This window comes from Persicobacter diffluens, assembly GCF_036244895.1.
In the GTDB taxonomy this organism is placed as follows: Bacteria; Bacteroidota; Bacteroidia; order Cytophagales; family Cyclobacteriaceae; genus Persicobacter; species Persicobacter diffluens.
Window position 1 is genome coordinate 1,315,665 of record NZ_BQKE01000002.1, and the last position, 25,302, is coordinate 1,340,966.

Sequence of the window (25,302 nt, forward strand, 5' to 3'; positions counted from 1 at the left end):
AAAAAATACAAAAAATAACGTTGGTTGAAACGAGCTCGTAATTCAATAAGGAGGAGATTTTTTACTTTTCAAAATTGTGAAATTTGAAAAATTTAATGCAAAACAGCCGCTCATATTAAAAAAATAAGAAAATGCGATTGGCGGTAAAATTAGGGTTTATTTTCCGCAAACGATTGTTTGTCTCGTTTTGACATCTTTTTTATGGTCTTCAAATTAATGTTCAGTACTGGAATTGAAATTTCGAAATCGTTTGAAATAGTGTTTTTGGTTAAATTTGGGGCTTTTTAGCTTATTATTTTGCGTGATTCGTTTTTATTGTATTTTTCTAATAGTGAAATTTTATATTAATTTTTGGAATATTTTTTCTTGTACAGAATTATTGAGCTGCCCGGGAAGGGAATGCCGACTTTTCGCATTTATTCCTTGCTCCCTTCAAGTGCGCTGTGTTCTATAAATGCAAAAATTATTTTCTTTGTGAGGGTTGGTCATTAAAGCCTGATTAGAAAAAAAGTTCTGATTATTTTGTAGTTTATTTAAATCGATTCTAAATTGCGCTCATTATTTAAAATAAGTCTAAATAAAAATAAAAGAAATGAGCAGGCAATTACTATTGATGACAGCCCTGATAATGACCATTTTTGGATGCCAATCCACCAAAAAAAGTGAGGGAAAAGTAAGCGGGGATCAGCCTAAAGTAGGGGTATTGTTGGTGAATCATGGTTCTGTTTCCAAGAACTGGAGACAGATGTTATTAGATATTGAAAAAGAGGTGGAAGGTGATATCATGGCGGACGGCCGAGTGTCGGAAGTACGTACCGCATTTATGGAATATACGGAGCCGTCTATTGCATCCCAGTTGAAGGCTTTTGATCAGGAAGGCTATGATGAAGTGGTGATTGTGCCGATCTTCCTGACGATCAGTTCTCATACCAATTCCGATATTCCCAACATTTGTGGCCTGGCGAATAATCCGGAAGTGCAAAAGGAGTTAGCCAAGGAAAAAATCGAAATTTATCGTGCCCGGGCAAGGGTAACGATTGCCCCACTTTTGGATTATCCTTCCGTATTGAAAAAGAATATTGCGCGCAGAGTAGCCGCCTTGTCGGATGGTTCCGGAAACGAAGGAGTGGCTTTGATTGCCTATGGAGATGCTGACTTCAACCAGCAGTGGGAAGAAATGGTGGAGGATATTGGGAAATATTTGAAAGTACAAACCGGTATAGGGTCCATTTCCTACGGTTGGTGCGGGCATTTAGTGCGATATTCCTCTGAGCCTACCAAGAAAGCCATTGAGCAGGTATTGGAGTTGGAGGAGAAAGCCATTGTGATCCCCATTTTGGTGGCTAATGATGAGTATTTTCAGGGGGAAATCATACAGAATGGAGTGGATGCCATCGCGGATTCGGAGACAAAAGTGGCTTACAAGCAGGATGCTATTCTGCCGGATGCCAATATTAATAAGTGGGTGGTGGACATTACCCAAAAAACAGTAGATGGTATTTTGAATCCGGTACAATAGTTTTTTTATAATGTGTTGCTCCGGATTTTAGGAGCAGCATTTCAATTTATTGATTGTTGATATACATGTTGAAGTCGGTACAGTTAGATATTCCAAAATCTATATTGACTGCGGTGGTTTTGGGGCTGGTCCTCTTTTTCACGATGAATGGCCCGCTGAATCCGCCATCAGTCCAATTCAATGCGAATCATGTAGACCAAACGTTTTTTGCGCCTAAAATTGTAGGGCAATCAAAAGGGAAGTCGGACTTTGGTTTATTGTCCGCAGATGCGGCAAAAGTGGATTTGGCCTATGGGATGATTACTCCGGAACAAAAACAGCAGCAGTCTCATGGGCTGATATCTTCTGACAAGGCGGTAGGCGAAATGCTCAACAATGCCCAATGGGCGTTGGAAATGGAGCAGCGCCTGAAGGAGCGTTGGGGAGGGGAACGTACTTTTCAGATCAAAATGTTCGAAGAGCATTGCTTTGCCGAGGTATATGATAAGGGGCGGTTGGTGTCCGTTTATTTGGAAAATCAGGTGAATAATCATGTGCAGGGCTATGCGGGTCCGGTTTATATTGGGGCATATATTGGTAAACACGGCCAGCTTTTGGGGCTTGATTATCTGCACTCTCTGGAGACGGAAAGTTATCTGCGGAAAATTTTTCGCACCGATTATATGGGGCAGTATGAACAACTGGATTTGGGTGCTGCCCATAGTATTGATGCGGTTTCCGGTGCAACGATTACGACCAAAGCCATTGCCGATGCGACCACCATGCTGGTGGAGGTCGGGGCGCCGATGGTGGAGTCTTATCTGACGGAAGCTATGTCGGATTTTGAGGTCAAAGCGAGTTTGAATAAGTGGTGGGTCGTACAGGCGGTAATCCTTGGGCTCTTGTTCCTTTTTCATTTTCAGAAGAAAATCAAGAGGAGTAAGAGCATTCGAATGGGCTTGGCGATTTTCACCCTGCTCTTTTTGGGTTTTGGCATGAATCAGTCGTTCACTTATATCACTTTTGTGCAGCCCTTTATGGGAACAGAGTTGTCGTATTTTATGGTGGCCTATTCGGTAATGGTCCTGCTTTCGGCCATTTGGGGGAAAAATGTGTATTGTAAATATGTATGTCCTTTCGGCGCGGCTCAGATGATAAGTCTGAAGTATTCCCCATTTAAGAAAAAGGACATCCTCATTTCCAACAAACAGGCTTCCCTTATACGCTATGCGGTAACGCTGGTTTTACTGTCAGGGGTGATTTACGGCTATCGGGATTGGGGTAATTTTGAATTATTTCCGGATTTATTCGGTTTGCAGTTCAGCAGTTACTGGTTCTTTGTGGCGGTATTGGTGGTCTTGGTTTCGATGCGCTTTCCCATGATCTGGTGCCGGCTGACCTGCCCCACCGGTTGTGTGTTGGATACGCTTACGGATGCGGCTGAATTTCGCGGATATAAAAAGAAAAAACCGATTGCTAAAAATACAGTTATGCCCAAAATTAAACGGAATAAACCGATGGTGGCCACAGTGCTGTTGCTTTTTATGGGATTGGGGAATGCCCGGGCGCAACAGTTCCACCTATCGGTAATAGACCTCGAGGACCAAAGGGCTATTCCGGCTGCGAATGTGCATTTGGTAGACGCCTCAACAGGTTTCGATAAATATATGGTAACCAATGAGCAGGGACAGATCTCCTTTGATTACCGTCCGGGTTTAGTTGCTGTGGTGAGTCATCTTTGTTATTTGCCCAAGCAGATGGAATTAGGATCAGCCTCCATGACCATTAAGCTGCAGCCGGATGTGCGGATGCTGAATCAGGTGGTGATGACGGCCCAGGCGGAACCGGTTTTGGCAGACCGATCTATTTATAAAATTAAGCCGATTTCAAATCAGGAAATTGAAAAACTGGGCGCGGTGAGTTTACCCGATGTTTTGCAGTTTCAGACTGGGGTCAACCTGATTGAAGACGGAGTGCTGGGGACTAAAATCATCATGCAAGGCCTGGAAGGCGAACATGTGAAGATCATGGTGGATGGGGTTCCCCTGGTCGGTCGGATGGATGGGAATATCGATTTGTCACAGATTAATCTGTCACAAGTAGATCATATTGAGGTCCTGGAAGGGCCCATGTCGGTGATTTACGGTTCCAATGCACTGGCCGGTACCATCAATATTATCACCAGGGAGATTCAGCATCAGTCCCTTCGGGTAAATGCCAAAAGCTATGCGGAATCTGTCGGGCAATTTCAAAATGCTGTCAGTGCTGAAGTGAAAAAGGGAAAACATGCTGCAGGCATCACCCTGGGGTATAACTACTTCAATGGGTATTCCGAAAATGCTTCCTCCAATCGTCGGTCGGATGATTGGCGCCCCAAGGATCAGCTACAAATTGCTCCTTATTATGCCTTTCGGTCAGGTAAATTGAAAGGGAAGGTTGGGCTGAATTTCTTCGATGAAACCATTAAGGCTTTGGGCGAGTATCCCAGTATTGGGGCATTGGCCTATGATACCCAATTCAATACCCAACGTATCAACTATTATTCAAATTGGAATTATAAGTTTTCGGCCCAGTCCAACCTTTCGGCAGTGCTTTCTTATCAGACTTTTGACCGCCTGACGGAGAATATTACCACCGATTTGGTCACTAATGGGGAGACGGTGACTTCCTCTTCTAGTGAGCTATTCGACACCTTCAATGGTAGATTGAACTATTTTTATAAAAGCGAACTATTTAACTGGCAATTGGGTGCCGAGGCAACCTTAGAGAATGGCAGTGGGGATAAAATGCCTGAGAATGATGGTATGCAGGAATATGCCCTGTACACCACCCTGGAGTGGAAACTATCTGAAAGTTGGTCGGCTCAGCCTGGTTTGCGGTACATGTATAATGCGGCATTTGATGCCCCATTTATCTATAATTTGCATTTTAAATGGGATAAGGACAACAAGTGGCTGGCACGATTCTCCGGAGCTACTGCCTTCCGTGCGCCCTCTTTGAAAGAACGCTATATGATATTTGTAGATTCTAATCACCGAATATTCGGTAATGAAAATCTACTTCCTGAAAATGGGTATAATTTCTCCGGAAGTATTTCCAGATTATTTTCAGTAGGAGCATGGAATGTGAAAGCCGAAGCCAAAGGATACTATAATCACCTGACGGATGGGATTGAACTGATGGTAATTCCGGCGGAAAATGAAGGGGATGCAGCCGATTATGTGTATGGCAATGTAGATGAAAAAATCACTTACGGTGGAGAGTTTGTGCTGAATTGGAATTATGAAAATCGGTTGATTTTTAATACTCATTATAATGTGGTGAATATAGGCTATTATATGCCGCAGCTGAAGGATTTGGCCTATGCGCCTAATCACAATGTGAGCTTGTCTGCTGAATACCGCTTACCTTCCCTGGGGCTGGGATTCAAAACCGATTTCCGCTACAGTGGTGAATTTACCCAACTCAGTGCAAATCCTGAGGAGGAAGAAGAGGCCTATACCTCCGCTGTTCGGGATGCTTTCGCCATTTGGAATTGCTCAGTGAATAAGTCCTTTTGGGAAAAGAAACTGACCGTGGTGGCGGGGGCTAAAAACCTGCTTGACGTCAACACGATTAACACCACCGGTAGTGGAGGAGCACACAGCGGAGGTGCCACTGCCCCTGTTGCATGGGGTCGCTCCTATTTTATAAGTCTCAACTTTAACTTAAATAAACGATAAGGAAATGTTTACAAATTTAAAATCTTCCGCTTTGATGATCGCTGTCGTGGCAGCCTCGGCTTTCGCTTGTAACAGTGAGGATGACTTCGTCCCAGTAGTTCCGGAAACCGAATTAGTGGCCAAAATTGGCGTTGATCATGGCGGGGAGACCGGTGTGACTTTTGATAACCAAATTTATTTCAACCTGGATGAGCCAGCGCAAGCAGCAGTTAGCCTGAATGTGGAGGCAGATGATCATTATGTGGCTTTTTCTGTGGAAAATAACATCACCTCCTCTGATGCCATGCCGGATTGGGATTTGGTTTTAACCAACTATCATGATTATGATTACGATTTAGGTGGAGGAAATATATATAAAGTGAAAGGTACCGGTGGCCTGATTAACGTGGATAATGGTACTATGGCTTTGGAAATAACCAAAGAAGAAGGTAATGAAGATGCCTTTGTGGCTTTTGAAGATATGGATATGGCGACCGCCGCTAGCCTGGAATTGAGTGAGGCCGTCGACGCTGTGGGCTATGCCTGGAAGCAAGTAGATATTAATACAGGATTGTATACTATTTCGCCTAATGTTTACTATATCATCAGAACAGCACAAAACCGTTATTATAAACTTGCTTTTACCTCTTTTTATGGAAAAAATGGTGATGATATTAAAGGAACCACAGTTTTTACCTATGAGGAGTTGAACTAATCCTCATTTTGATTATTGACTTTATAAAGGGGGAGGGCATTGGTCCTCCTTTTTGTTATGCTATTTCGAATTTTTTTAAGCGAAGCAGATAAATGGAAAGCAAGTAAATCGACCTCATTTTGGACGATTATAAAACCAGTAAAATCAATCATAATGAGCTAAAATAAAGTATACTAGGGTGTCTTGCTCGATCCGGAGGTGAAAAATATCGTGTTGGGGGCCTGGGCTTGCGCCCACCGGGCTGGCAGCAGTCGTTCTTTTTGCGAGCCGCTACGCTTTTAGGCTGCAAAAAGGAACTCCAACAACGGCTTCGCCTCTGCTTTCATCCCTGGCCCATGCTGGACTTGGAGATTTCAGTGGCTGGAGAAGTGTAAGGAGTTAAAGAGAGATCATTTTTAGTTAAATTATTTTTATTAAAAAACGTAATTATACATACTAGGGTATTTATAATGGATGTGTTTTATTTAATATATGATAAAAAAATCTGTCATTATCATTCATGATATGTTTGTTATTCATTAATAAGTACACCAAACAACCACCTAAGCTTCCTTTTTCCTAAGCTCAGTAGTCCACCTTTTCCAATTCCAACAGGTAATCCACCAATGATTTTTCCTTATTGGTCAGGGCCATTTTTTTACGCAGGCGATACCTTTTAATTTCGACACTTTTCACCTCAATATTGAGCAAGGAGGCCATTTCTTTAGAGCTTAAATTCATTTTCAAATAGGCGCATAGTCTCAGATCATGTGCAGTGAGATCCGGATGAATTTCCTTAAGCGTTTCAAAGAAAAGGCCCTGAGAAAGATCAAAATGGGCGTGTATATGGTCCCAGTCCTTTTGTTCGGCATTGTATCGCTTTACGGTTCGGTTGATTTGCTGGCATAATACCTCGAATTCAGTGCGGTATTGCGGACTGATTTCTGATATTTTATGTTGTAAGTCTGTTAAAACCTGTTTCTGTTTTACATTTTTCCATTCTGCTTTAGCCAGTTCCAGATTCGTGTTGCGTACATTTTCTCGTAATAAGGCAATGCGTTGTTGCTCCTTTCTGCGTCTTTCGGCAGCGAATTGTTTCCGGGCTTCCCTGATTTGTTGTAAACGATAGATTCTGGCCTTTCTTTTGGCCAATACCAATATCAGTTGGTAAAAGAGGAATAGCCCCAAGGTTGATATCAAAAGTAACAGGCCAAGCCCCCAAGACCTTTGATACCAATGGCCCAAGACCGAGATTTGGATGGTCATTGGCCTGGAAGGATAAGCAATATTATAGTAGGGGCGTACCTTTAATTCATACTGCCCCTTGGGAAGTGCCGGAAGGGATAGTTTACCTTCTTTACTTCTTTTTTGGACGCGTTGGCCTTTTAGCTGATACTCGTAATCCATCACCGGCTGAATGGCCGGAGAAACCAATTGGGCAATTTGTATTTCCAGTTCGTCCATCGCACCATCAATGGTAATGTTATTTTTTATGATTGTTGAAGGACTTTTTGATTTTACAGCCTGTATTTGAGGTTGGTATGGGGTTTTCTGATCTTTAAAGGCTTCTCTGAATTTAACGAGGCACAGGCCGTTTTCTAATGGGAATCCAAACCAATTGTTATTCAAAAATTTTATGGAAAGGAACTGACTGTTGATGGTGTAATTCGTGTTTTCAAAATTTATTTCATTAATATAATTCCAGTTTCCATTTTCTTTTTTTAATACCTTTAAGCTGTTTTTTTCGTATAAGCAAAAAAGATTTTTACCTAAATCTTCTCCTTTAAGAATAGGTTTGGTATATATCGCATGTTGATTTAATTTCGTATATGGTTTAATTTTTTCTTCAAAAAAGTCGTGGACAAAAAAGCCATTGTCTGTGGCGAAAACTGTTTTATGGGCCAGTTTAAATACCGAAGTTATTTTGTGATGATGAATATTTATGGAGTAAAATTTTTCTCTGAGGTCCTCTCCCCGCCATACATATTCGAATAAATTCTCCGGGATGAGCCAAAGGGTTCCATCCGCTCCCTGAATAATGTCCTTAATATTAGGCAGGGGATTGATCATCTTTAAGGCGGATGCCCTTAACTCATAGATCCCTTCCCGGCTGGTGAAAATGGTAGTATTGCCTATGGAAAAACCATTTAAATAGGCCCGCTTATGATCAATGGCCTTTATTTGGTGGTTTTGATCGATTTGAATTAAACCTTCATTATATCCCAGGTATAATTTTCCATTAATTTCCTTTAGGAAAACAGAATAATCCGAAACGCCCTTTATTTTTTCAAAGTTGGTAATTTTAAAATGGGGCAGGGCTTTGGCATTCAGTTTTTTTCGATAAAGGCCGGTATTGGTTGCCATGTACAGATAGCCATGATAGTATTCCAGCCCATGCGGAACGCCATATATGTTCTCCTTATCAATATGGAAACTTAAGGGGTAGTTAAAGTGAATAAGTGAGACCCCTCTATTGGTGGCCAGCCATAGTCGGTTGGCGCGGTCCAGATGCATCCCGTGAATAGAATTGGTTTGCAGGATATTGGTGATATTAATTGATCTGAAGTGGCCGGTGGCGAGATTCATGACCAGTAATCCCTTATTATTGGTGGCGATATAAATCCGGTCATTATGGGCTAATACCTGGGTAATTCTGGCGTCCGCTAATGGTTGATTTACGGCATGTTCATAGGGTGTAAATTGATTGCCCTGCATTTTGAAAACCCGTCCTCCCCTGGCAAAGCCGAATATGCCAAAATCTTTTAATTCGCACACAAAAAGGATGGCTTCTTCTGAAACTTTTTGAAGTCCCTGAGCGCTGCGTCGAAACAAGCCCTTGTCCTTTATAGCCAGATAGAGATCATCTCCCAAACTATTGATTTGGTAGAGGAAACCTTCATTGTGTTGGATAGAAATTTCTCCTTCTTGATAGGCCACTATCTTATGTCCGGTGTTAAAAAGGGTACTATTTCCATGCTGAATTATATTCCAGGAATCGGCATTTTGCAGGGCTTCTTTCTTCGCCCAGCTGATAGCAGGTTGATATTTATATTTATTACTTTCTTTCTCCCAATATCCTAAATTTCTTAATGCTCCGGTGAATATTTTGCCTTCCTTATTAATGCTTAAACCATGGAAAGCTTTATGATTCCATGGTTTTAATTCCCATTGAAAGCCATCAAAAATCAGAAGGCCTTCATTATTGGTGACAAAAATTTCTCCGGCTTCATTTTCTGCAATACGCCAATTGATATTACTTCCTCCAGTTTGTGTCGCCGGAAAATGACGCACAAAGTCTCTGGCCCGGGCCACATTGGCAAGGAGTAAACAAATGAGCAGAGCAATATAAGTCTTGATATTTTTCATAGGACCAATGGGAAGCCATTCACCAAAAATTATGCCGCTGGCATGGAGTGTTTTAGCTTATAAGCGATCGATGTAGGGGATAAATCACAATGGAGTATTTTATGGTTGTTTTTATGCTTTTGGAGTATTGTTTTGCTTTGGGGAAAGGGAAGGTGGTCAACTGGAATAGCGTATTTTTAGGTCTTCTTTGAGGCCTTTTTCCAAACGCCTGTTTAAAAACATACCATCCGGCTGCAAATTCGAATTATTGGAAGGGATTTGGCGCGCATTATTCAGGCTTTAATCCTCGTTTAGCTGCCAGGTGGAAAAAAGGAAGAAATTTTTTCTATTTCGAGTTTTTTCCAAAGAAACAGATGTATGAGGAGAAAGCAAGCCTACCCCAATTTGGGCTATCAGAATTGTGGCAGGTTAAACAACTACTGATTGATGGGTAGTCTTTTACGGTGGACTCTGAAACTAGCGGTGAATAATTTGGGTTAGGATAATTTCTCTATCATAGCGATGCTATTCTTTCAAAATAATTGGGTATCGCTTCTGCAATAATCAAATTTTGGCCGCGAATTTCGGTTGTTAAACGCGCTCGAAACGAGTGCTTTAGCGCGAATAGCCTTGGGTAAGTATGCATTATTTGGCTTATTCCAGCACTAAAATTCTTTAAGGAGGTGATCCAGCTTGCCGTTATAGCTTTTTATTTTCAAAATGAAGCGGTTTACCGTTCCAAGTCGTAGATCGATGGCTCTCGCGATTTCGGTTTGGTTGACCTTTAAATTATTATTGATCAGGTAAACCAGGTAGAAAGCTTTACAAATGTCAAATTTGGTGCTATGAAAAATGGTATTGGAACAAATCGACTCGCAATAACCACATTTCGAGCACCTTCTGGAGAATGGCTTGATCCCGTCCGCGTACTTTTTATTATTACATTTGGTGCATTTATAACCTTCCTGCCACTTAATTTTTTCCAAATACCGGAAGCAGGCAAGCTCATCGGGGAAGATGGTCTTAAATTCCCCAAAACTCATCAGTTGACTGGGGGTTGATTTTTCCATTGTCTGCTGTTTTTTCGCCTGCTGACCGACCGGCTTTGGCGTCGCAGTCCTTACTTTTTCAGGGATGGCCTGTTGCTCCAATTCATCAAAAGCACGCTTTAATTCCTGATTTTTCTGTGCAATTTCCAGCGTTCTTTCCCGGACTTTTTGCTCCAATTCCTGATTCAGCTGTTCTTTCAGGTCCATTTGGGCCTGTTGTTCTTTAATCAGCGCCTGATGCAGGACGTTTTTATCCTGTTGAGACTTTCCTGCCTCCATTGCCAAGGCAAAAAATAAGCTTAGGATATGAAATAGAAAAGCGACTGTAGAAGCATAATAGGTCAATGGAGAAAGCTCCAACAGGCCCATGCGTAATCCGGATTGCAATATGATACCGATAAATAATACCACCTGTCCGATAAATATGGGGCGGGCAATAGTAGCGGATTTACCTCCTGTTGGAAAGATGTGGATCAGCAGGCTGCCGTAGATCAATATGTTGAGGATGACCTCTAAAGGAAAGTATTCGTTTAACACCAGCCCCAATAGGAGCAGGATGGTTTTTGTTCCCAGTAATACGAGTAATAACAGGTGCATTTGAGGGTGTTGGTGCTTGATTTTAAATTTTTTACCGAACAGCCAGCTAATATTCAATACAATTAAGTGTTCGAATAAATGAGCAATCTGCTGGTTTCCCCCTGAATAGGAGGGCCAAAAATATTGAAAACCAATGCCGTCCCGATTAATTAGCCAAGCCAATAAGCAAAGAATGTAAAAGAGGATAATGCAATACACTTCATTGCGCATCGACATCAAAAGCAGCAGGGCGTAGATCAACAAAGAAATGAGGCTGCCGTAGATTAAACCGAAGTAGATATATTCTGTAGTCGCATAATGGATGAATCCGGAAGTGGATTTTATGCTGAAATGCGTGTCAGGTTGATGATCGGTGGACAATCGTGCATAAACGATCATGGATCCGGTGTTCGGGCTAGGAAGGAAGAAGGAGAAATTTTTATGTGCGATTTCTCTTTGGTTAAATTTTAAGTGACTACCTGCTTCGAATTCCTGATAAACTTGTTCTTCATTGGGAATGTAGACCGATAATCGGGGAATACTTTGGTTCATGAATTCCAATATGTAGCGGTCTCTCAATTGATCATTTTGCACAAAATGCAAGGGGATTTTCATCCAAAGATCATGGTGTTTTTTCATATCAGTCTTGTGGAATTGAGGGTTTTGTGTCCATTGATCCGCTGGCATGGCCGTTATTTGCGTAATGGTCTTGCTTCCTTCCTTACACTGAAAGAAAGGGACATTTCTGATCGAGAAAGCCTGAACCTGATCCATTTCCCCTTCTATTCGAATTTCCTGATGCTGCTGATCGGAAAATAGGAAGGAAAAGTAAATGAGCAGAAAAACAAAATGATGCATCACCTCAGATTTAGAATTTATGAATGAGTTGCTGCAAAACTACGCCTTGTGCTTTAAGGGTTATTTTTTTTAGGGTGATACCAGCTATACAGATTGTTTTTCTTCCTCTACATGACCTTTACAAGGGGCTTTAAGTTGTTGAAATGAAGGGGGTTGTTCTTGCGGTATACGTGTTTTTATGGTGGTTTTCTTTTGTTTTATTGTGTCCAATTTCATTGGGGATTGTATGCGGGAAAGTGTGATTTGGTTTTTTTTGAGAAATGTAACCCACCTCTAAAGCCTGTGTTTTAAAAAATGGAATTTGATTTTCAACCCAATGATTTACGCTCGGATTCCCTATGTCGACTTTTAGATCCTATTTTCAATGTAATCTGGTTTTCTTAGCTCTTTTTGTAGAGCACCAATTGGGGGGAGCCGGCTTGCTCCTCATTCAGTTGTTTCCCTGGAAAAAATTCGAAAAAGGAAAATTCTTTCTTTTTGCTCACTTTGTGCTAAATGGTAAACACCTTGGCATCTTCATCTTTATTTTACTATTCATTGATGAACTTCAGCTGATTTAGAGTGTGTTTAAAAGCCAAAATTCGTAGCGAAAATTTGAAGTATTACGGAAGCGATACCGGATTATTTTGAGAGAATAGCATCGCTATTGTTGAGAAATTATCCAAAATCGCTTTGAATAATTCGAATTTGCAGCCGGATGGTGTGCTTTTAAACACGCTCTTAGCAATAACATGGACAATGAACAAAAAATAAGAATTGCTGCTTAGGATGAGACTGTCAATATTATCGGAATATCCAATAGGATTCGACTGAAGGAATAGTAGCTCTATTCCTTCAAATCAACTCTAAACAACTTATACTAATTTAATTTAGCAGGCGGACGGTAGCATTTTAAACGCGCTTATTAAGGACTGTGTACTATCAGGTCACATTTTTAAGAGTGCCCTTTCTATTAGCTCTTCGGCCTCTTTGGATGATGGACGGGGAGCAAAGAAATCAACTACTTTTTTATTTGAGTCAATTAAAATTCCTCGAGGAATGGCAGTATTATTATAGTGCCTGAAAAATTCCTCCTTAGCTTGATTATCTTTTAAAATGACCTGAATACAATTTGCTGTCATTTTTTCCTGCACAAAGGATTTCCATTTTGTTTTATCCTGATCAAGTGAAAGCATTATGAAAACAATTTCATCATCATTTGAAAACTTTTTTTGTAATCCTGTTAAATGCGGAATTTCCGTAATGCAGGGACCACACCAGGTAGCCCAAAGCTCGATATACAAGTGCTTCCCCTTAAAGTCAGAAAGACTCACCGGCTCATCGTCTACATTTACCATTTGGATATCTTTTGCGTCTAATCCAGGTAATTGATTTAAAAATTCAGTGTAAAGAGCATTAAGCTTCAAATAGTATTTGGATTCTGGGTATTTCTTTTTAAAATCTTCATATACATTAGTTACTTCTGGAGTAATCCCACCGGATTGAATGGTTTTTGTTATATGCGTAGCCAAAAAGAACTCTTTAAAAATTTCAGAGAAGTCCTGGTTGTTAATAAAGTCAGCCACAGCACGAAAAGCGGAGAGGTTACCCTTACTTTCGGGTACTGTTTTAACCATCATGCGGTAGTAATAATAAAGACCATATTTATAATCATGATAATTACTCGCCAGTAAATCAGCATCTAAAAGAAAATCACCATCCTGATATAATGTTTTCCAACTCTCCGAATCATTAACGTCATGCAAAATTGCATACTCCATTTTTCCGATAAAGGAATAACACTGGTTCAGTGCAAAAAATTTTCTCTCATTTTCGGGAGAAAAAGATAAGGAATGTAATAGTACATCGTGCAGGCTATCCAAACCATTTTGATATTGTTGGAGGAAATTAATGTATTCATCCAAAGGTTGTAGCTGTTTATCTAAGAAAAAGGGGAATAATTTGTTTACTTTGTAATTTCTTACTGCCTGCCAATAAATATTCTCCTGGGCACCCTTTCCCTCAAATAAGAATGCCTGATTTGCTGTATCTCGTTGAATTTTCAAATTATAACCTGGCTCCAAATATAAATCGGTATAAGTGTTGCCACATCCTAATACTGAAAATCCCGCCGCTGAAATATTTATGGACAGAGGTTGGTTTCCCGCAATTGAATCTTCGGTTATTTTGTAAGATTTCGTTGCTGCTATATGAGATAAACCATCATTGACATAAATAGCGGCCACAGAATCCTTAGCCAGTGGGAAAAAAATATTGACAGAGGAGGAAACCTCATTAGAATTCATTCTAATCCCACAGGATGTCATTATTAGGATAAAAAATATACTAAATAAAAATCTCATAAATTAAATAGTTGCCGTATAAAAACCTATGCGTTCTATTTAGGGATATATATCGAAGAATCCAAAGACCAATCCCTTTTCAAATATTTTCCTACAAAATCAATATTGTAGCCCCAAAAATAGTCTAATGTTTATTATCAAACTAAAAGAGCTTAAATTTGTGTTCCTCATCTAACATTCCACCATACTGTTCTCACCTTGAAAATTATATGAATTGAATGAGGGAAATTCCTCCCAATAGGTGAATAATAATATGATATTTTTCTAAATAGTCAATTGAAATGCCCTTTGATTAAGGGAGAAGGGCTGACGAAAATGGTAGAATGTTTATTCTAAAGGAGTATTTGAGTGGGAGTATTTTATGGTTAATACACCCTTTTACGTATTTGACCATCTATCTAATGTTGGTGTTTTTGCTAATTTTTTAGCGCATTCATTTGAGTGAGCCAGCTTGCTCCTTATTCAGTTGTTTCCCTGGAAAAAATTCGAAAGAGGAAAATTCCTTCCTTTTGCACCCTTTGTTGCTAAACGCGTATGTTCGCTTGCATGCTGCGGCTTCATCCATCTACCCAAATAGTTAGTCGTTAATCTGATATTGGTGTTTTTGCTAATTTTTAAGCGCATTCATTTGAGTGAGCCGGCTTGCTCCTTATTCAGTTGTTTCCCTGGAAAAAATTCGTAAGAGGAAAATTCCTTCCTTTTGCACCCTTTGCTCCTAAACGCGTATGTTCGCTTGCATGCAGCGGCTTTACCCATCTATCCATATAGTTATATGTTAGTCTGATGTTGGTGTTTTTGCCAATTTTTAAGCGCATTCATTTGAGTGAGCCGGCTTGCTCCTCATTCAGTTGTTTCTCTGGAAAAATTTCGATACAGGGAAATTCCTTTCTTTTTCTCATCCTCCAGCGAAAGGAGGACTCAAGCATTTATCATGCGGCTTTAAAGCATGTTTAAAGGCATATCATCCGGTTGCTAATTCGAATTATCCCGAATTATTCACCGCCAAAATTATTGGTCAAGCACAAGTGACTTAATTTCAAGTATATAAAACTTATTTTCTTTGAATTACAATAGCCCAAATTTGGGCAAGCTTGCTTTCTCCTCATTCTTCTGTTTCGTTGGAAAAAAACGAAATAGGAAAAATTCCTTCATTTTTCCGCCTTACAGCTAAACGAGGATTTAAGCAGGAATTATCCGGGGTATAAGAAGCGATTTTGGATAATTTCTCAATAATAACGCTGTCATTCTCTCAAAATAATCTTTTATCGCTTCTGCGATAATCACATTTTTGCTGCGAATTATAGCTTTTATACACGCTGTAAAGGTTACAGGGATAAAAAAATGGCCAGCCCCGCAGGACTGACCATTTTATAATATGCTTGGCTATATAAGCGCGTGTTCAAAGCACACTTTCCGGCTGCAAATTCGAATTATTGGCTGCGATTTTGGATAATTTCTCCATAATAGCGATGCTATTCTTTTAAAATAATCCCATGTTACTGCTGGAATAACCCTGTTTTTTTGCAACGGTATCCCAGTTTTAGTAACCCGGATTTTGCACTAATACGCCATTGGAAATTTCTATTTGATTTCCAGGAATCGGCATGAGTTTATGCGTTTCGTAGTCAAAGGCGGTTTTACCATGTTTTTCCAACATTTTGGCCGCATAGCCTGGCTCTACCAAATCACAGCGGATTAAATCAAACCAACGCTGACGCTCCATGGCAAGCTCTACTCTTCTTTCATTCCAAATGGCATGACGAAGCTCAGTGCCTGAAGCGGTCACATCCGGCAAAATCTGCTGATTTTCTCCTCTGGCACGTGCTCTCACCATGTTCAAATAGCGGCGCGCCTCGCCTTCGTTTCCTTCTGCCTGTAAAGCCTCCGCGGCAATCAACAGCATTTCCGCATATCGGATCTCTCTTAAGTTAATCGGACCACTTTCCTGATTGGTGAACTCATCAATGGGAACATAAGCTTTATAATTAAAACCACGGGAATCGGGCTCATTGGCATTTTGAGGTTCATTGACAAAATGTCCATCAAAAGTAGTATCCCCAATGGCAATATAAGTAGCCTCTTTACGTGGGTCACCTTCTTCATAGGCATCCAAAAGTGCATCTGAAGGGCAATTCATTCCCCAGCCCAAATCTCTTGTGCTTCTTAAGCCCTGAGCCTGTGACCAACGGTTCCCCACATTGGCTTCCAGATTGGATGCCGCCTGAATTTCAAAGATACTTTCCTGGCAGTTTTGTGCTTCATTTCTCCATAGGGTACTGTAATCCTCCCATAGGGCATATTCACCGGAATGGATCACCTCCATCGCCATGTTCTTGGCCGTTGCCATATCATTACGGTACAAGGCAATGCGGGCAGAAAGGGCTTGGGCAGCACCTTTAGTCACTCTTCCCATATCCGCAGCGGGATATTCGGAACGGGAAGGTAAATGGTCCATCGCAAAATCAAGGTCCTCTTTGATCAGCTCAAGGATTTCTTCCTGACTGGCTCTGGGCTTTACCTGTTCCTCTGTGGTAGAAGTCATGGCAGGTACCCCGCCAAAATAAAAGGTCAGCTGATAATAATAAAAAGCTCTTAGGAAACGTGCCTCTGCCGTCATGCGATTACGCATTTCCTCTGTGGTCTGCGTAAGATGGATGTTGTCCAATACCAAATTGGCATTATAGATGCCTTTGTACAGTCCGGCCCAAAAGTTATTAAACAAAGGGATGTTCGGATGAATATTAAAGTAATCAATTTGGTTCAGGTCAGGATTTCCACCCGCACGGCCTCCCTTGTTCCCATCATCGGAAAGGATTTCTCCGATAAGGCCTGGAACGGAGGTGAGGTTATAGGCATTCAGTTGATTGTAAATACCATTCACTGCCAAAAGGGTATAGGTCTCACTTTCGAAAACCATCCCTGGATTGAATTCCCCCTGTGGCTTTCGGTCCAAAAATCCCTGACAAGCGGACAAGGACATCAACCCTAGTAGGATGCTGCTGATAATTTTATTTAATTTCATGTTGTGCTGTTTTAGAAAGTAATATTTGTCCCTACAGTAAAGGTGGCCGGAATCGGGTAAACCCCCATATCAATTCCTGCATTCAGAGGGTTGGCGGCTGTAATGTCCGGGGTGAAGCCCGAATATTGGGAAAAGGTCACCAGGTTGTTTCCGGAAGCATAAACTCTCCAACGGTCTACTTTGAATCGGCGCGTCCATTCCTGATCAAAAGTATAGCCCAGGGTTACGCTGGAAAGTCGAAGGTAGGAGCCATCCTCAATGAACCGGTCCGATACTTCCAGGTTTCTTCCTTGAGCAGTAGGGCGTGGGTAGGCGGCATTAGGATTATCCTCGGTCCAGTAATCCATCATGCGTTCTTCAATGTTGAAGAAGGCATCATTTCTTGCCTGTTCCTTACCATTATAGATTTTATTACCATAGGTTCCCTGGAATACCATTCCAAAATCCCATCCTTTATAGTCGAAGCCCAGGTGGAAACCGTAAATCAGGCTAGGTAGCGGAGAGCCCAGGTAAGTTTTATCATCTTCGGTAATTTCACCGTCCCCATTGGTGTCCAGGTATTTTACATCTCCAACCTGCGCATTGGGGAAGCTTGGGTTATTGTCCAGTTCTTCCTGTGTGCTATAAACGCCATCCGTCTTGTAGCCATAGAAGGCTCCAATAGGGAGGCCCACCTCTGTTCTGGTGGCCTGATTACCGCCATAAACACCTCCACCAAGGATAGGGTCATCCGATCCCAGGCGACGCACTTCGTTTTTAATGGTGGTGGCATTCACTCCGAAAGAGTAGGAGAAGTCGTTAACCGTCTCTTTCCAGTCTGCACTAAATTCAAAACCCTGGTTAGAAATCTCTCCAATGTTGGTGATCACGGAAGCAAAACCGTTCTGGCTCAGAATCGGCGTAGCCAAAAGCAGGTCATTGGTATAACGTAAATAATAATCCATCTCTACTTGCAGACGGTCATCCAAAAAGCCCGCATTGACACCAAAGTCATACTGCGTGGAAGTTTCCCATTTTAAGTCCGGATTTTCCAGCACATCTTTAAAAATACCGGAATGTATCTGGTTATTGAAGATATAATCGCCACCATAAACCATGGTTGCCAGGTGCTCATAATCTCCGATTCGGTCATTTCCGGTACGTCCTACAGATGCCCTAAGCTTTAACTCGCTCAACCAGTCCTGCGATTGTAAAAACGGCTCACGGCTGATGTTCCATCCAAGGGCAGCAGAAGGGAAATACCCTACACGGTTATTAATACCAAAACGGGAGGAAGCATCCGCACGCATGGAAACGGTTAATAAATACTTGCTGTCATAGGTATAGTTTACCCTTGCAAGACCTGAAAGCACTGCCGATTCAGATCCTGTGTGCTGAACGGACTGTCCTTCGGTGGAACCCATATTTAAATACCACAGGTTTTCGTCCCATGGCACATCGTAACGCTGTCCGTTTAGGCGGTTGAATTGATTCAGCTGGGCGGTCATTCCCCCCATGGCATTCAGACTGTGTTTACCAAAGTCCTTATTCCAGGTCAGAATGTTCTCCCAAAGGCCCATGAAATGCTGTTCGCGCGCAATCCACAAAAGGCTTCTTTGCTCATTTTGAATGTCGGATACGCGGTATTCCGGCGTGTAATCGGTAATATTCAGTGTATTATAGTCAATTCCGAGACTGGTCTTGAAGTTGAAATTTTTAGGCAGCTCAAAATTTAAATAGAAGTTACCGACAATTCTTCGGCTTTCGCGGAATTTATTGAAATAGTGTGCCGAAGCGGAAGGGTTACCCCCCACATAATGAGGAACGAAGCTCCCATCTTCCAAATAAGCAGCCTCTAAAGGAGAACTTTTATAAGCCTGGGAAATGGCATCCGGATGTGCTTCATCTCTTCGGAAAGTGGATAAACTCACATTGTTTCCAAAGGTAATTCGATCGGTAATTTTGAAAGTATTGTTAAAACGAAGGGTCAATCGGTTAAATTCGGATCCTTCCATCACCCCATCCTGATTGAAGGCGTTCAAAGACAGGTTGTAAGTCGCTTTATCATTTCCACCCATGGCCGATACGGTATGCGATTGCATCAGCGCAGGGGTCAACATCTGATCCAGCCAATTGAAGTTGGTGCCTTTTGCATCATGAATCCAGTCGTAATCCTGCCCGTCATTTGCCATTAGGTCGGTGGCAAATTGGTAATACTGATCGCCATTGGCCATTTTTGGACGTTCGTAAGCTGACTGTACCCCTACATAGCCATCATAGGTGATTGTGGCTTTTCCTTTCTCTCCTTTTTTGGTGGAAATCATCACGACACCATTCGCTCCGCGTGCACCATAAATAGCGGTAGCAGAAGCATCTTTCAGGACTTCCATGGATTCAATATCAGAGGGAGAGAGCCAGTTGATGTCATTCACAATCATTCCGTCCACTACATAAAGCGGATTGGAATCTCCCGTGGAGGCTACTCCGCGAACGCGGATGACCGGTGCCGCACCCGGAGATCCGTTGGCAGTCGTTACCTGCACCCCGGTTACACGTCCCTGCAATGCTTCCCCGGCATTTTGAACCGGCATCTGGGTGATTTCTTCCGCTTTCATGGAACTAACGGCTCCGGTCAAATCACTTTTCTTCACCACTCCGTATCCAATAACGACCAGTTCCTCCAGGTTTTGAACGTCTTCTTCAAGGATAATGTCAATCTGAGAAGCGTTGGCCAATACCTTTTGGTTTTTAAAACCGATATAGGAGATTTCCAAATAGGTTTCCCCATTGGGGACTTCGATCTGATAGTTTCCTTCGTAATCCGTGATGGTACCCTGAGTAGTACCGGAGATCACGATGTTCGCACCAATGATGGGCTCGCCATCTAAATCGCCGGTGACGGTTCCTTGTACCAGCATTGATTGGGCAAGGGAAATTTGGCTGACCAGCAAAAATGCCAGGGCCATCCCAACTTGCAATAATCGTCGAAATTTTCTCATTTGCTTATTTGTGTTTCAGTAACCAATGCAATAAAATCAATAGCTTTTTAGGGCAATTGCTTTTTGAGGAGAAAGCATAAAAGTTCGACCTTAAACCAATGAGTAAACTTCGTTTTTTATGCGTAAAAAAAACTATAGTTATGGCCTTTGACGTGATTTATTGACGTTTAGGAAGTGTCAGTCGGGATTAAAAAATCAACTGAATGATTGATCAGGAAAGGACAGGCGAATAAGGGGTTGGTGTGCAAAGGACATGCCTTTTACGAATGGCTTTGATAAATATGGAAAGTATGCACCATTCCCTGGTGGATAAGGGGGTGATGGGGCTTTAAGCCGAATTATTCACCGCTAGATTTAATAACCCACCGCAAACATTTTGTAGTCAGATCGTTATGGATTGTTTTGTCGAATTATCTATAGCTCAAATTTGGGTATGCTTGCTTTCTCCTCATTCATCTGCTTCGTTGGGAAAAACTCGAAATAGGAAACTATTCCTTCATTTTTCCCGCCTAGCAGCTAAACGAGGATTTAAGCATGAATAATCCGAGTTAACTTTGTGTTTTTGTGGTGATTACAGGGGTTTTTCGTGCATCTTATTTGAATGAAAAGCGCTTGTGGAATAGTTTTTTTTTGTAGGAAAGGGTGCGATTTATCAAATTATTTTGCGCCGCTGGGGCCTCCCTTGCTTAGAGGTGTTTTTTGATCCGGTTAAGCAGCCTGGAAGCGTGACGGTTTTTGAGAGGGGGGTATTTTTTAAGGGATAGGGAAATTGTATTTTCGGGGGGGGGAGCGTTTGGGGGCTACTCCATAAGGGGACTGATCAGGTAGGAGTAATTTACAAACAAAGGGAGGGAGAATCACCTGGAGAGTGGTCCTTGAGTGGCTGATTTAATTGACAACAAGGGGTAATTATTCCGAGCTCGAAATAGTTTTCTTTAAGCCAAATTATATGGGGTTGAATCCTCCTTTTTTGCAAGGCGGGGAAATGTAGGAATAGGCTCCTATTTTGAGTTTTTTCAAGGAAGCAGAGGAATGTGGATGAAGCATGCGTACCCCAATTGGGGTTATTATTAATCAAAGAAAAATACCGGGAATGGACTGTGGGGAAGTACTTTGGTTCAGTGTATTTGGTAGTGAATAATTCGGGCTAAATCTGCTGGTGAGTAATTCGGGTTAAAGGATGTTTTTTAGTGAATCATAAGCATCTCCCGGCCGGATTTGTCCCCAAAAGTGCGTAATTCGCTCAGGTGAGGGGTATTTCGCCCTCGGACACATAACTCCTTAGGTAATTTCAGTGGCTTCCCTTCAATGCCAGAATCAGAATGATCAGTAAAAATCTTCTCCTGTTCCAGTACCTTCCCATACCCCATTCGTGATAATTTGTGTCATTTGTGGCAAAAAAACACGCGCCCAAATTCTACCGCGATTTTCACCGGAATTCCCCTTTATGAGCAACACCAACAGCAGCTGCCGAAGTGGGCATTCCCGGGAATGGACTGAATTGCCGATTGTATTCCATTTTCTTTTGTGTGAAATAGGAAAAAACAAAGATTAGGGAATGGTTAGGTATTTGAAGTGATTTTTATTACTTTTTAAAATGATTGTAGGGTTTTGCGCTTTTTGTTTGATGTAGATAATTACCTGGAAAATTCATCAATAAACCATTGTTGGTGACCGATCGATTCCCTGATAATTTAAAATGCCTTCAAAAACACTTGTTTAGCCTGTTTTTTCATAGGGGCGTGTAGATGTCCGTTTTTATTTTTGTTGAGGTATGTTTTTCGGCTTTGCGTGATTAATCTGAATGTAATGTTTTATTTATTAAATCACCTAAATTCTTGCTTAAGTGTTATTTTTAGTTAAAATTAGTCTAATATTCGAAAAATTACTTAAGGTCATTATAGTTAATAATATAATTAAACGAAGAATTATGAAGATGGAATTTAATCCGGTGTTTATGCAAAAAAGCCTGATAGCCATGATGGCGATGGTTGTGCTTTTTACAGCTTGTGGAGATAATGGTGGAGATTCACCAGCGCCAACACCAACGCCAGATCCGGACCCGGATCCGGAAACAGAGATTGTACTTCCCGGTATGAAAGTAAGTGTGATGGAGGAATATCTAAATGAAGACGCCACCAATACCGATACCGACTGGCACTTATATGCCGATGTCATGAAGCTGAAAGTAGAATTCACCGCACCCACCGGTGAAAATCAGCAAGCGGCTAAAGTGGACGCGCCTGTATTAACCTTTACCGCAGGAGAAGAAGAAGTGACTTACACCTTATCCAAAGACGGTGAGGCCTATGTGACGGATGAAATTCGCGATGAATTCGCCGATGCCTATCGCACCGGCTTTGATATGGTGATCACCGCCAAGGTAAATGATGAGGGATATGAAGGCACAGCAACCGAGGTGGTGGAGGATATCACCGTGACTACCGGTAAGTTCGGCTCGGTAGTATTCGGTACTTTTGGGGAGTATACAGATAATTATCGTTATAAAACCGTGCAAGTTTGCGATGAAGATGGGGAGAATTGCCAGGTGTGGTTGGCGGAAGATTTGAAGACGGAGACAGATGAAACTGACGGAAGAACTTATGGGAATACGGATAATTTAACAAAGGCGGAGTATGTGGCGATTTTTGGGCACCACTATTCTGTACAAGAAATGGAAGCGATTAATACAGCTCTAAATGCTATTGGTTGGGGTGTTCCTACTGTGATTGAAGTTCAATCTATAGCTTCACGTTACGGAGAATTTGATCCATCTAGGAGTGGATATCCGGATATACAAGGCTATTTTCAAGATCTAAATCATTGGGATTATATAGGGTTTGATCCTAATAATGATACCGGCTTATCATTTCGCGGAGGAGGGTACGATCGTTGGAATAATGGTACAATGTATGAGTACAAGGAAACTTTTATTTGTCACATTAAAGGATCATCTAATGATGATTATACAGCGATGGGTTGTACGAAAACATCATTAGCATTGACTTCAATGCCCGAATTAGTAACACCTATCCGTTTAACTAAAAAATAAATAATTGAAAAAGTTATTATTTATATTAATTTATTTAGGGGCTATCGGAATCTGCTATTCTCAAAAAATAACAGGGCCCCTCTCGAGCCAATTCTCCTTGAATTCATCTGCAACAATAAAAGACGAGTCGATATTTATTGCAACAGGTGCTGATTTGGACCCGGCCGTTACGAATCCAGAAGACTACACCTGCACCCTCGCCTCTGTTCCAGGGGTGTGGGTTAAGGATGGAGCGGATTCTTCTTATGTCCCAAAAGGGGCGCTTTATTTGCTGCATAACGGAAGTTGGGGAACTGCTTTGGCTAAAGATGCTACCTGGACGCAGGAGGATATTAATCAGGGATAGCTTATTCCCGGGATACACCTGATTCCTCAGGATGATGCATATATCGCCGGAGGAAGCTTACTCCTTAGAAGTGAAATTGCATCTTCTACAATACAATGCTCATAAAGGCGTTTAAAGACCACCTCCTTCTAATACAAGCCAAGCCTCATTCCTGAATTGGTGTCCTTTGTGCCAAAAAAACACGTGCCCAAATTCTATCGCGATTTGCACCGGAATTCCCGTTTATGAGCCGAACCAATAGCAGCTGCCGCAGTGGGCATTCCGGGGAATGGACTGAATTGCCGATTGTATTCCATTTTCTTTTGTGTAAAATAGGAAAAAACAAAGATTAGGGAATGGTTAGGTGTTTGAAGTGATTTTTATTACTTTTTAAAATGATTGTAGGGGTTTGCGCTTTTTGTTTGATGTAGATAATCACCTAAAAATTCATCAATAAACCATTTTCAATGACCCATCGATTCCTTGAGAATCTAAAATGCCTTCAAAAACACTTGTTTAGCCTGTTTTTTCATAGGGGCGTGTAGATGTCCGTTTTTATTTTTGTTGAGGTATGTTTTTCGGTTTTGCGTGATTAATCTGAATGTAATGTTTTATTTATTAAATCACCTAAATTCTTGCTTAAGTGTTATTTTTAGTTAAAATTAGTCTAATATTCGAAAATTTACTTAAGGTCATTATAGTTAATAATATAATTAAACGAAGAATTATGAAGATGGAATTTAATCCGGTGTTTATGCAAAAAAGCCTGATAGCCATGATGGCGATGGTTGTGCTTTTTACAGCTTGTGGAGATAATGGTGGAGATTCACCAGCGCCAACACCAACGCCAGATCCAGATCCGGACCCGGATCCGGAAACAGAGATTGTACTTCCCGGTATGAAAGTAAGTGTGATGGAGGAATATCTAAATGAAGATGCCACCAATACCGATACTGACTGGCACTTATATGCCGATGTCATGAAGCTGAAAGTAGAATTCACCGCACCCACCGGTGAAAATCAGCAAGCGGCTAAAGTGGACGCGCCTGTATTAACCTTTACCGCAGGAGAAGAAGAAGTGACTTATACCTTATCCAAAGACGGTGAGGCCTATGTGACGGATGAAATTCGTGATGAATTCGCGGATGCTTATCGCACCGGCTTTGATATGGTGATCACCGCCAAGGTAAATGATGAGGAATACGAGGGGACGGCAACCGAGGTGGTGAAGGATGTCACCGTGACTACCGGTAAGTTTGGCTCGGTAGTATTTGGTACTTTTGGGGAGTATACAGATAATTATCGTTATAAAACTGTGCAGATTTGTGATGAAGATGGGGAGAATTGTCAGGTATGGTTGGCGGAGAATTTAAGAACGGCAACTAACCTTACAGCTAGTAGGAATTATGATAATAGTGATAATCTTTCCAATTCAGAATATGTGGATGTTTTTGGACATCATTATTCAGAACAAGAAATGAATGATCTTATTGATGAGTTAACTTTACTTGGTTGGGTATTACCTAGTTTTCAAAATTGTTATGACATCGTTTTGGATCTTGGATATACTTATGATCCAGTTGAAAAGAAATTTTCCGAAGGTAGCCAAGCTCCATTTCAGGCTTTAACAAATTGGGATTATGATGATTTTAACCCTACTAATTCGACAGGTTTATCTTTTAAAGGGGCAGGTATAACCACTGTTTCAATATCCTATAAAAAAATTTCAACTTGTTATATTGAACCAATTACACATGCAGATAATGAAGTTAGTAATTTGCTAAACATTCTTATGGATAGAGTAACTGTAAGTGAAAAATCCTCAAGTAGGTTGAGTCAAATAAGATTAGTAAATAAATGAG

Annotated in this window: 11 protein-coding genes; 6 read left to right on the forward strand and 5 right to left on the reverse strand. The window is 41.3% G+C overall.

Translation table 11 applies throughout. The features are described 5' to 3' along the window. Nucleotides 1–592: 592 nt before the first annotated feature. From AAA970_RS19005 to AAA970_RS19015, 3 genes are all read left to right on the forward strand, one after another. Complete coding sequence (locus tag AAA970_RS19005) at nucleotides 593–1,519, forward strand: sirohydrochlorin chelatase (protein WP_338238475.1); 927 nt, start codon at nucleotides 593–595, stop codon at nucleotides 1,517–1,519. Between the two features lie 65 nt (nucleotides 1,520–1,584). After that, the gene (locus AAA970_RS19010) at nucleotides 1,585–5,220 is read left to right on the forward strand and encodes a TonB-dependent receptor domain-containing protein (protein WP_338238476.1); all 3,636 of its coding nucleotides are present in this window, start codon (nucleotides 1,585–1,587) and stop codon (nucleotides 5,218–5,220) included. Nucleotides 5,221–5,224: 4 nt separating this feature from the next. Next, nucleotides 5,225–5,914 carry an HmuY family protein gene (locus AAA970_RS19015; RefSeq protein WP_338238477.1) on the forward strand — a complete coding sequence of 230 codons (690 nt, stop codon included), beginning with the start codon at nucleotides 5,225–5,227 and terminating at the stop codon, nucleotides 5,912–5,914. A gap of 564 nt (nucleotides 5,915–6,478) precedes the next feature. On the opposite strand, the gene AAA970_RS19020 is transcribed toward AAA970_RS19015, so the two are convergent. The 5 genes from AAA970_RS19020 to AAA970_RS19040 form a co-directional block, all read right to left on the reverse strand. After that, on the reverse strand, nucleotides 6,479–9,259 hold the full coding sequence (locus AAA970_RS19020; protein ID WP_338238478.1) for a ligand-binding sensor domain-containing protein: 2,781 nt from the start codon (nucleotides 9,257–9,259) through the stop codon (nucleotides 6,479–6,481). Nucleotides 9,260–9,903: 644 nt separating this feature from the next. Beyond that, a complete protein-coding gene (locus AAA970_RS19025) occupies nucleotides 9,904–11,721 on the reverse strand; it encodes a 7TM diverse intracellular signaling domain-containing protein (protein ID WP_338238479.1) in 1,818 nt (605 codons plus the stop codon). A gap of 926 nt (nucleotides 11,722–12,647) precedes the next feature. Continuing rightward, the gene (locus AAA970_RS19030; protein WP_338238480.1) at nucleotides 12,648–14,063 is read right to left on the reverse strand and encodes a TlpA family protein disulfide reductase; all 1,416 of its coding nucleotides are present in this window, start codon (nucleotides 14,061–14,063) and stop codon (nucleotides 12,648–12,650) included. Nucleotides 14,064–15,603: 1,540 nt separating this feature from the next. Then, entirely contained in the window at nucleotides 15,604–17,085 is a 1,482-nt protein-coding gene (locus AAA970_RS19035) for a RagB/SusD family nutrient uptake outer membrane protein (RefSeq protein ID WP_338238481.1), read from the reverse strand. 11 nt (nucleotides 17,086–17,096) lie between these two features. Then, the gene (locus AAA970_RS19040) at nucleotides 17,097–20,063 is read right to left on the reverse strand and encodes a SusC/RagA family TonB-linked outer membrane protein (protein WP_338238482.1); all 2,967 of its coding nucleotides are present in this window, start codon (nucleotides 20,061–20,063) and stop codon (nucleotides 17,097–17,099) included. Nucleotides 20,064–21,993: 1,930 nt separating this feature from the next. Between AAA970_RS19040 and AAA970_RS19045 the strand changes: the two genes are divergently transcribed. From AAA970_RS19045 to AAA970_RS19055, 3 genes are all read left to right on the forward strand, one after another. Continuing rightward, nucleotides 21,994–23,115 (forward strand): fibrobacter succinogenes major paralogous domain-containing protein, encoded by a 1,122-nt coding sequence (locus tag AAA970_RS19045; protein ID WP_338238483.1) that lies wholly within the window; start codon nucleotides 21,994–21,996, stop codon nucleotides 23,113–23,115. 97 nt (nucleotides 23,116–23,212) lie between these two features. Further along, a complete protein-coding gene (locus AAA970_RS19050; protein ID WP_338238484.1) occupies nucleotides 23,213–23,461 on the forward strand; it encodes a hypothetical protein in 249 nt (82 codons plus the stop codon). Nucleotides 23,462–24,167: 706 nt separating this feature from the next. After that, nucleotides 24,168–25,301, forward strand: a complete 1,134-nt coding sequence (locus tag AAA970_RS19055) for a fibrobacter succinogenes major paralogous domain-containing protein (protein ID WP_338238485.1) — start codon at nucleotides 24,168–24,170, stop codon at nucleotides 25,299–25,301. The last annotated feature ends 1 nt before the right edge of the window (nucleotide 25,302 follow it).

Coding starts and splice junctions, on each gene's coding strand:
- AAA970_RS19025 (WP_338238479.1), bottom strand. CDS start 11,721: ATGCATCATTTTGTTTTTCTGCTCATTTACTTTTCCTTCCTATTTTCC.
- AAA970_RS19045 (WP_338238483.1), top strand. CDS start 21,994: ATGAAGATGGAATTTAATCCGGTGTTTATGCAAAAAAGCCTGATAGCC.
- AAA970_RS19055 (WP_338238485.1), top strand. CDS start 24,168: ATGAAGATGGAATTTAATCCGGTGTTTATGCAAAAAAGCCTGATAGCC.
- AAA970_RS19010 (WP_338238476.1), top strand. CDS start 1,585: ATGTTGAAGTCGGTACAGTTAGATATTCCAAAATCTATATTGACTGCG.
- AAA970_RS19020 (WP_338238478.1), bottom strand. CDS start 9,259: ATGAAAAATATCAAGACTTATATTGCTCTGCTCATTTGTTTACTCCTT.
- AAA970_RS19005 (WP_338238475.1), top strand. CDS start 593: ATGAGCAGGCAATTACTATTGATGACAGCCCTGATAATGACCATTTTT.
- AAA970_RS19015 (WP_338238477.1), top strand. CDS start 5,225: ATGTTTACAAATTTAAAATCTTCCGCTTTGATGATCGCTGTCGTGGCA.
- AAA970_RS19035 (WP_338238481.1), bottom strand. CDS start 17,085: ATGAAATTAAATAAAATTATCAGCAGCATCCTACTAGGGTTGATGTCC.
- AAA970_RS19040 (WP_338238482.1), bottom strand. CDS start 20,063: ATGAGAAAATTTCGACGATTATTGCAAGTTGGGATGGCCCTGGCATTT.
- AAA970_RS19030 (WP_338238480.1), bottom strand. CDS start 14,063: ATGAGATTTTTATTTAGTATATTTTTTATCCTAATAATGACATCCTGT.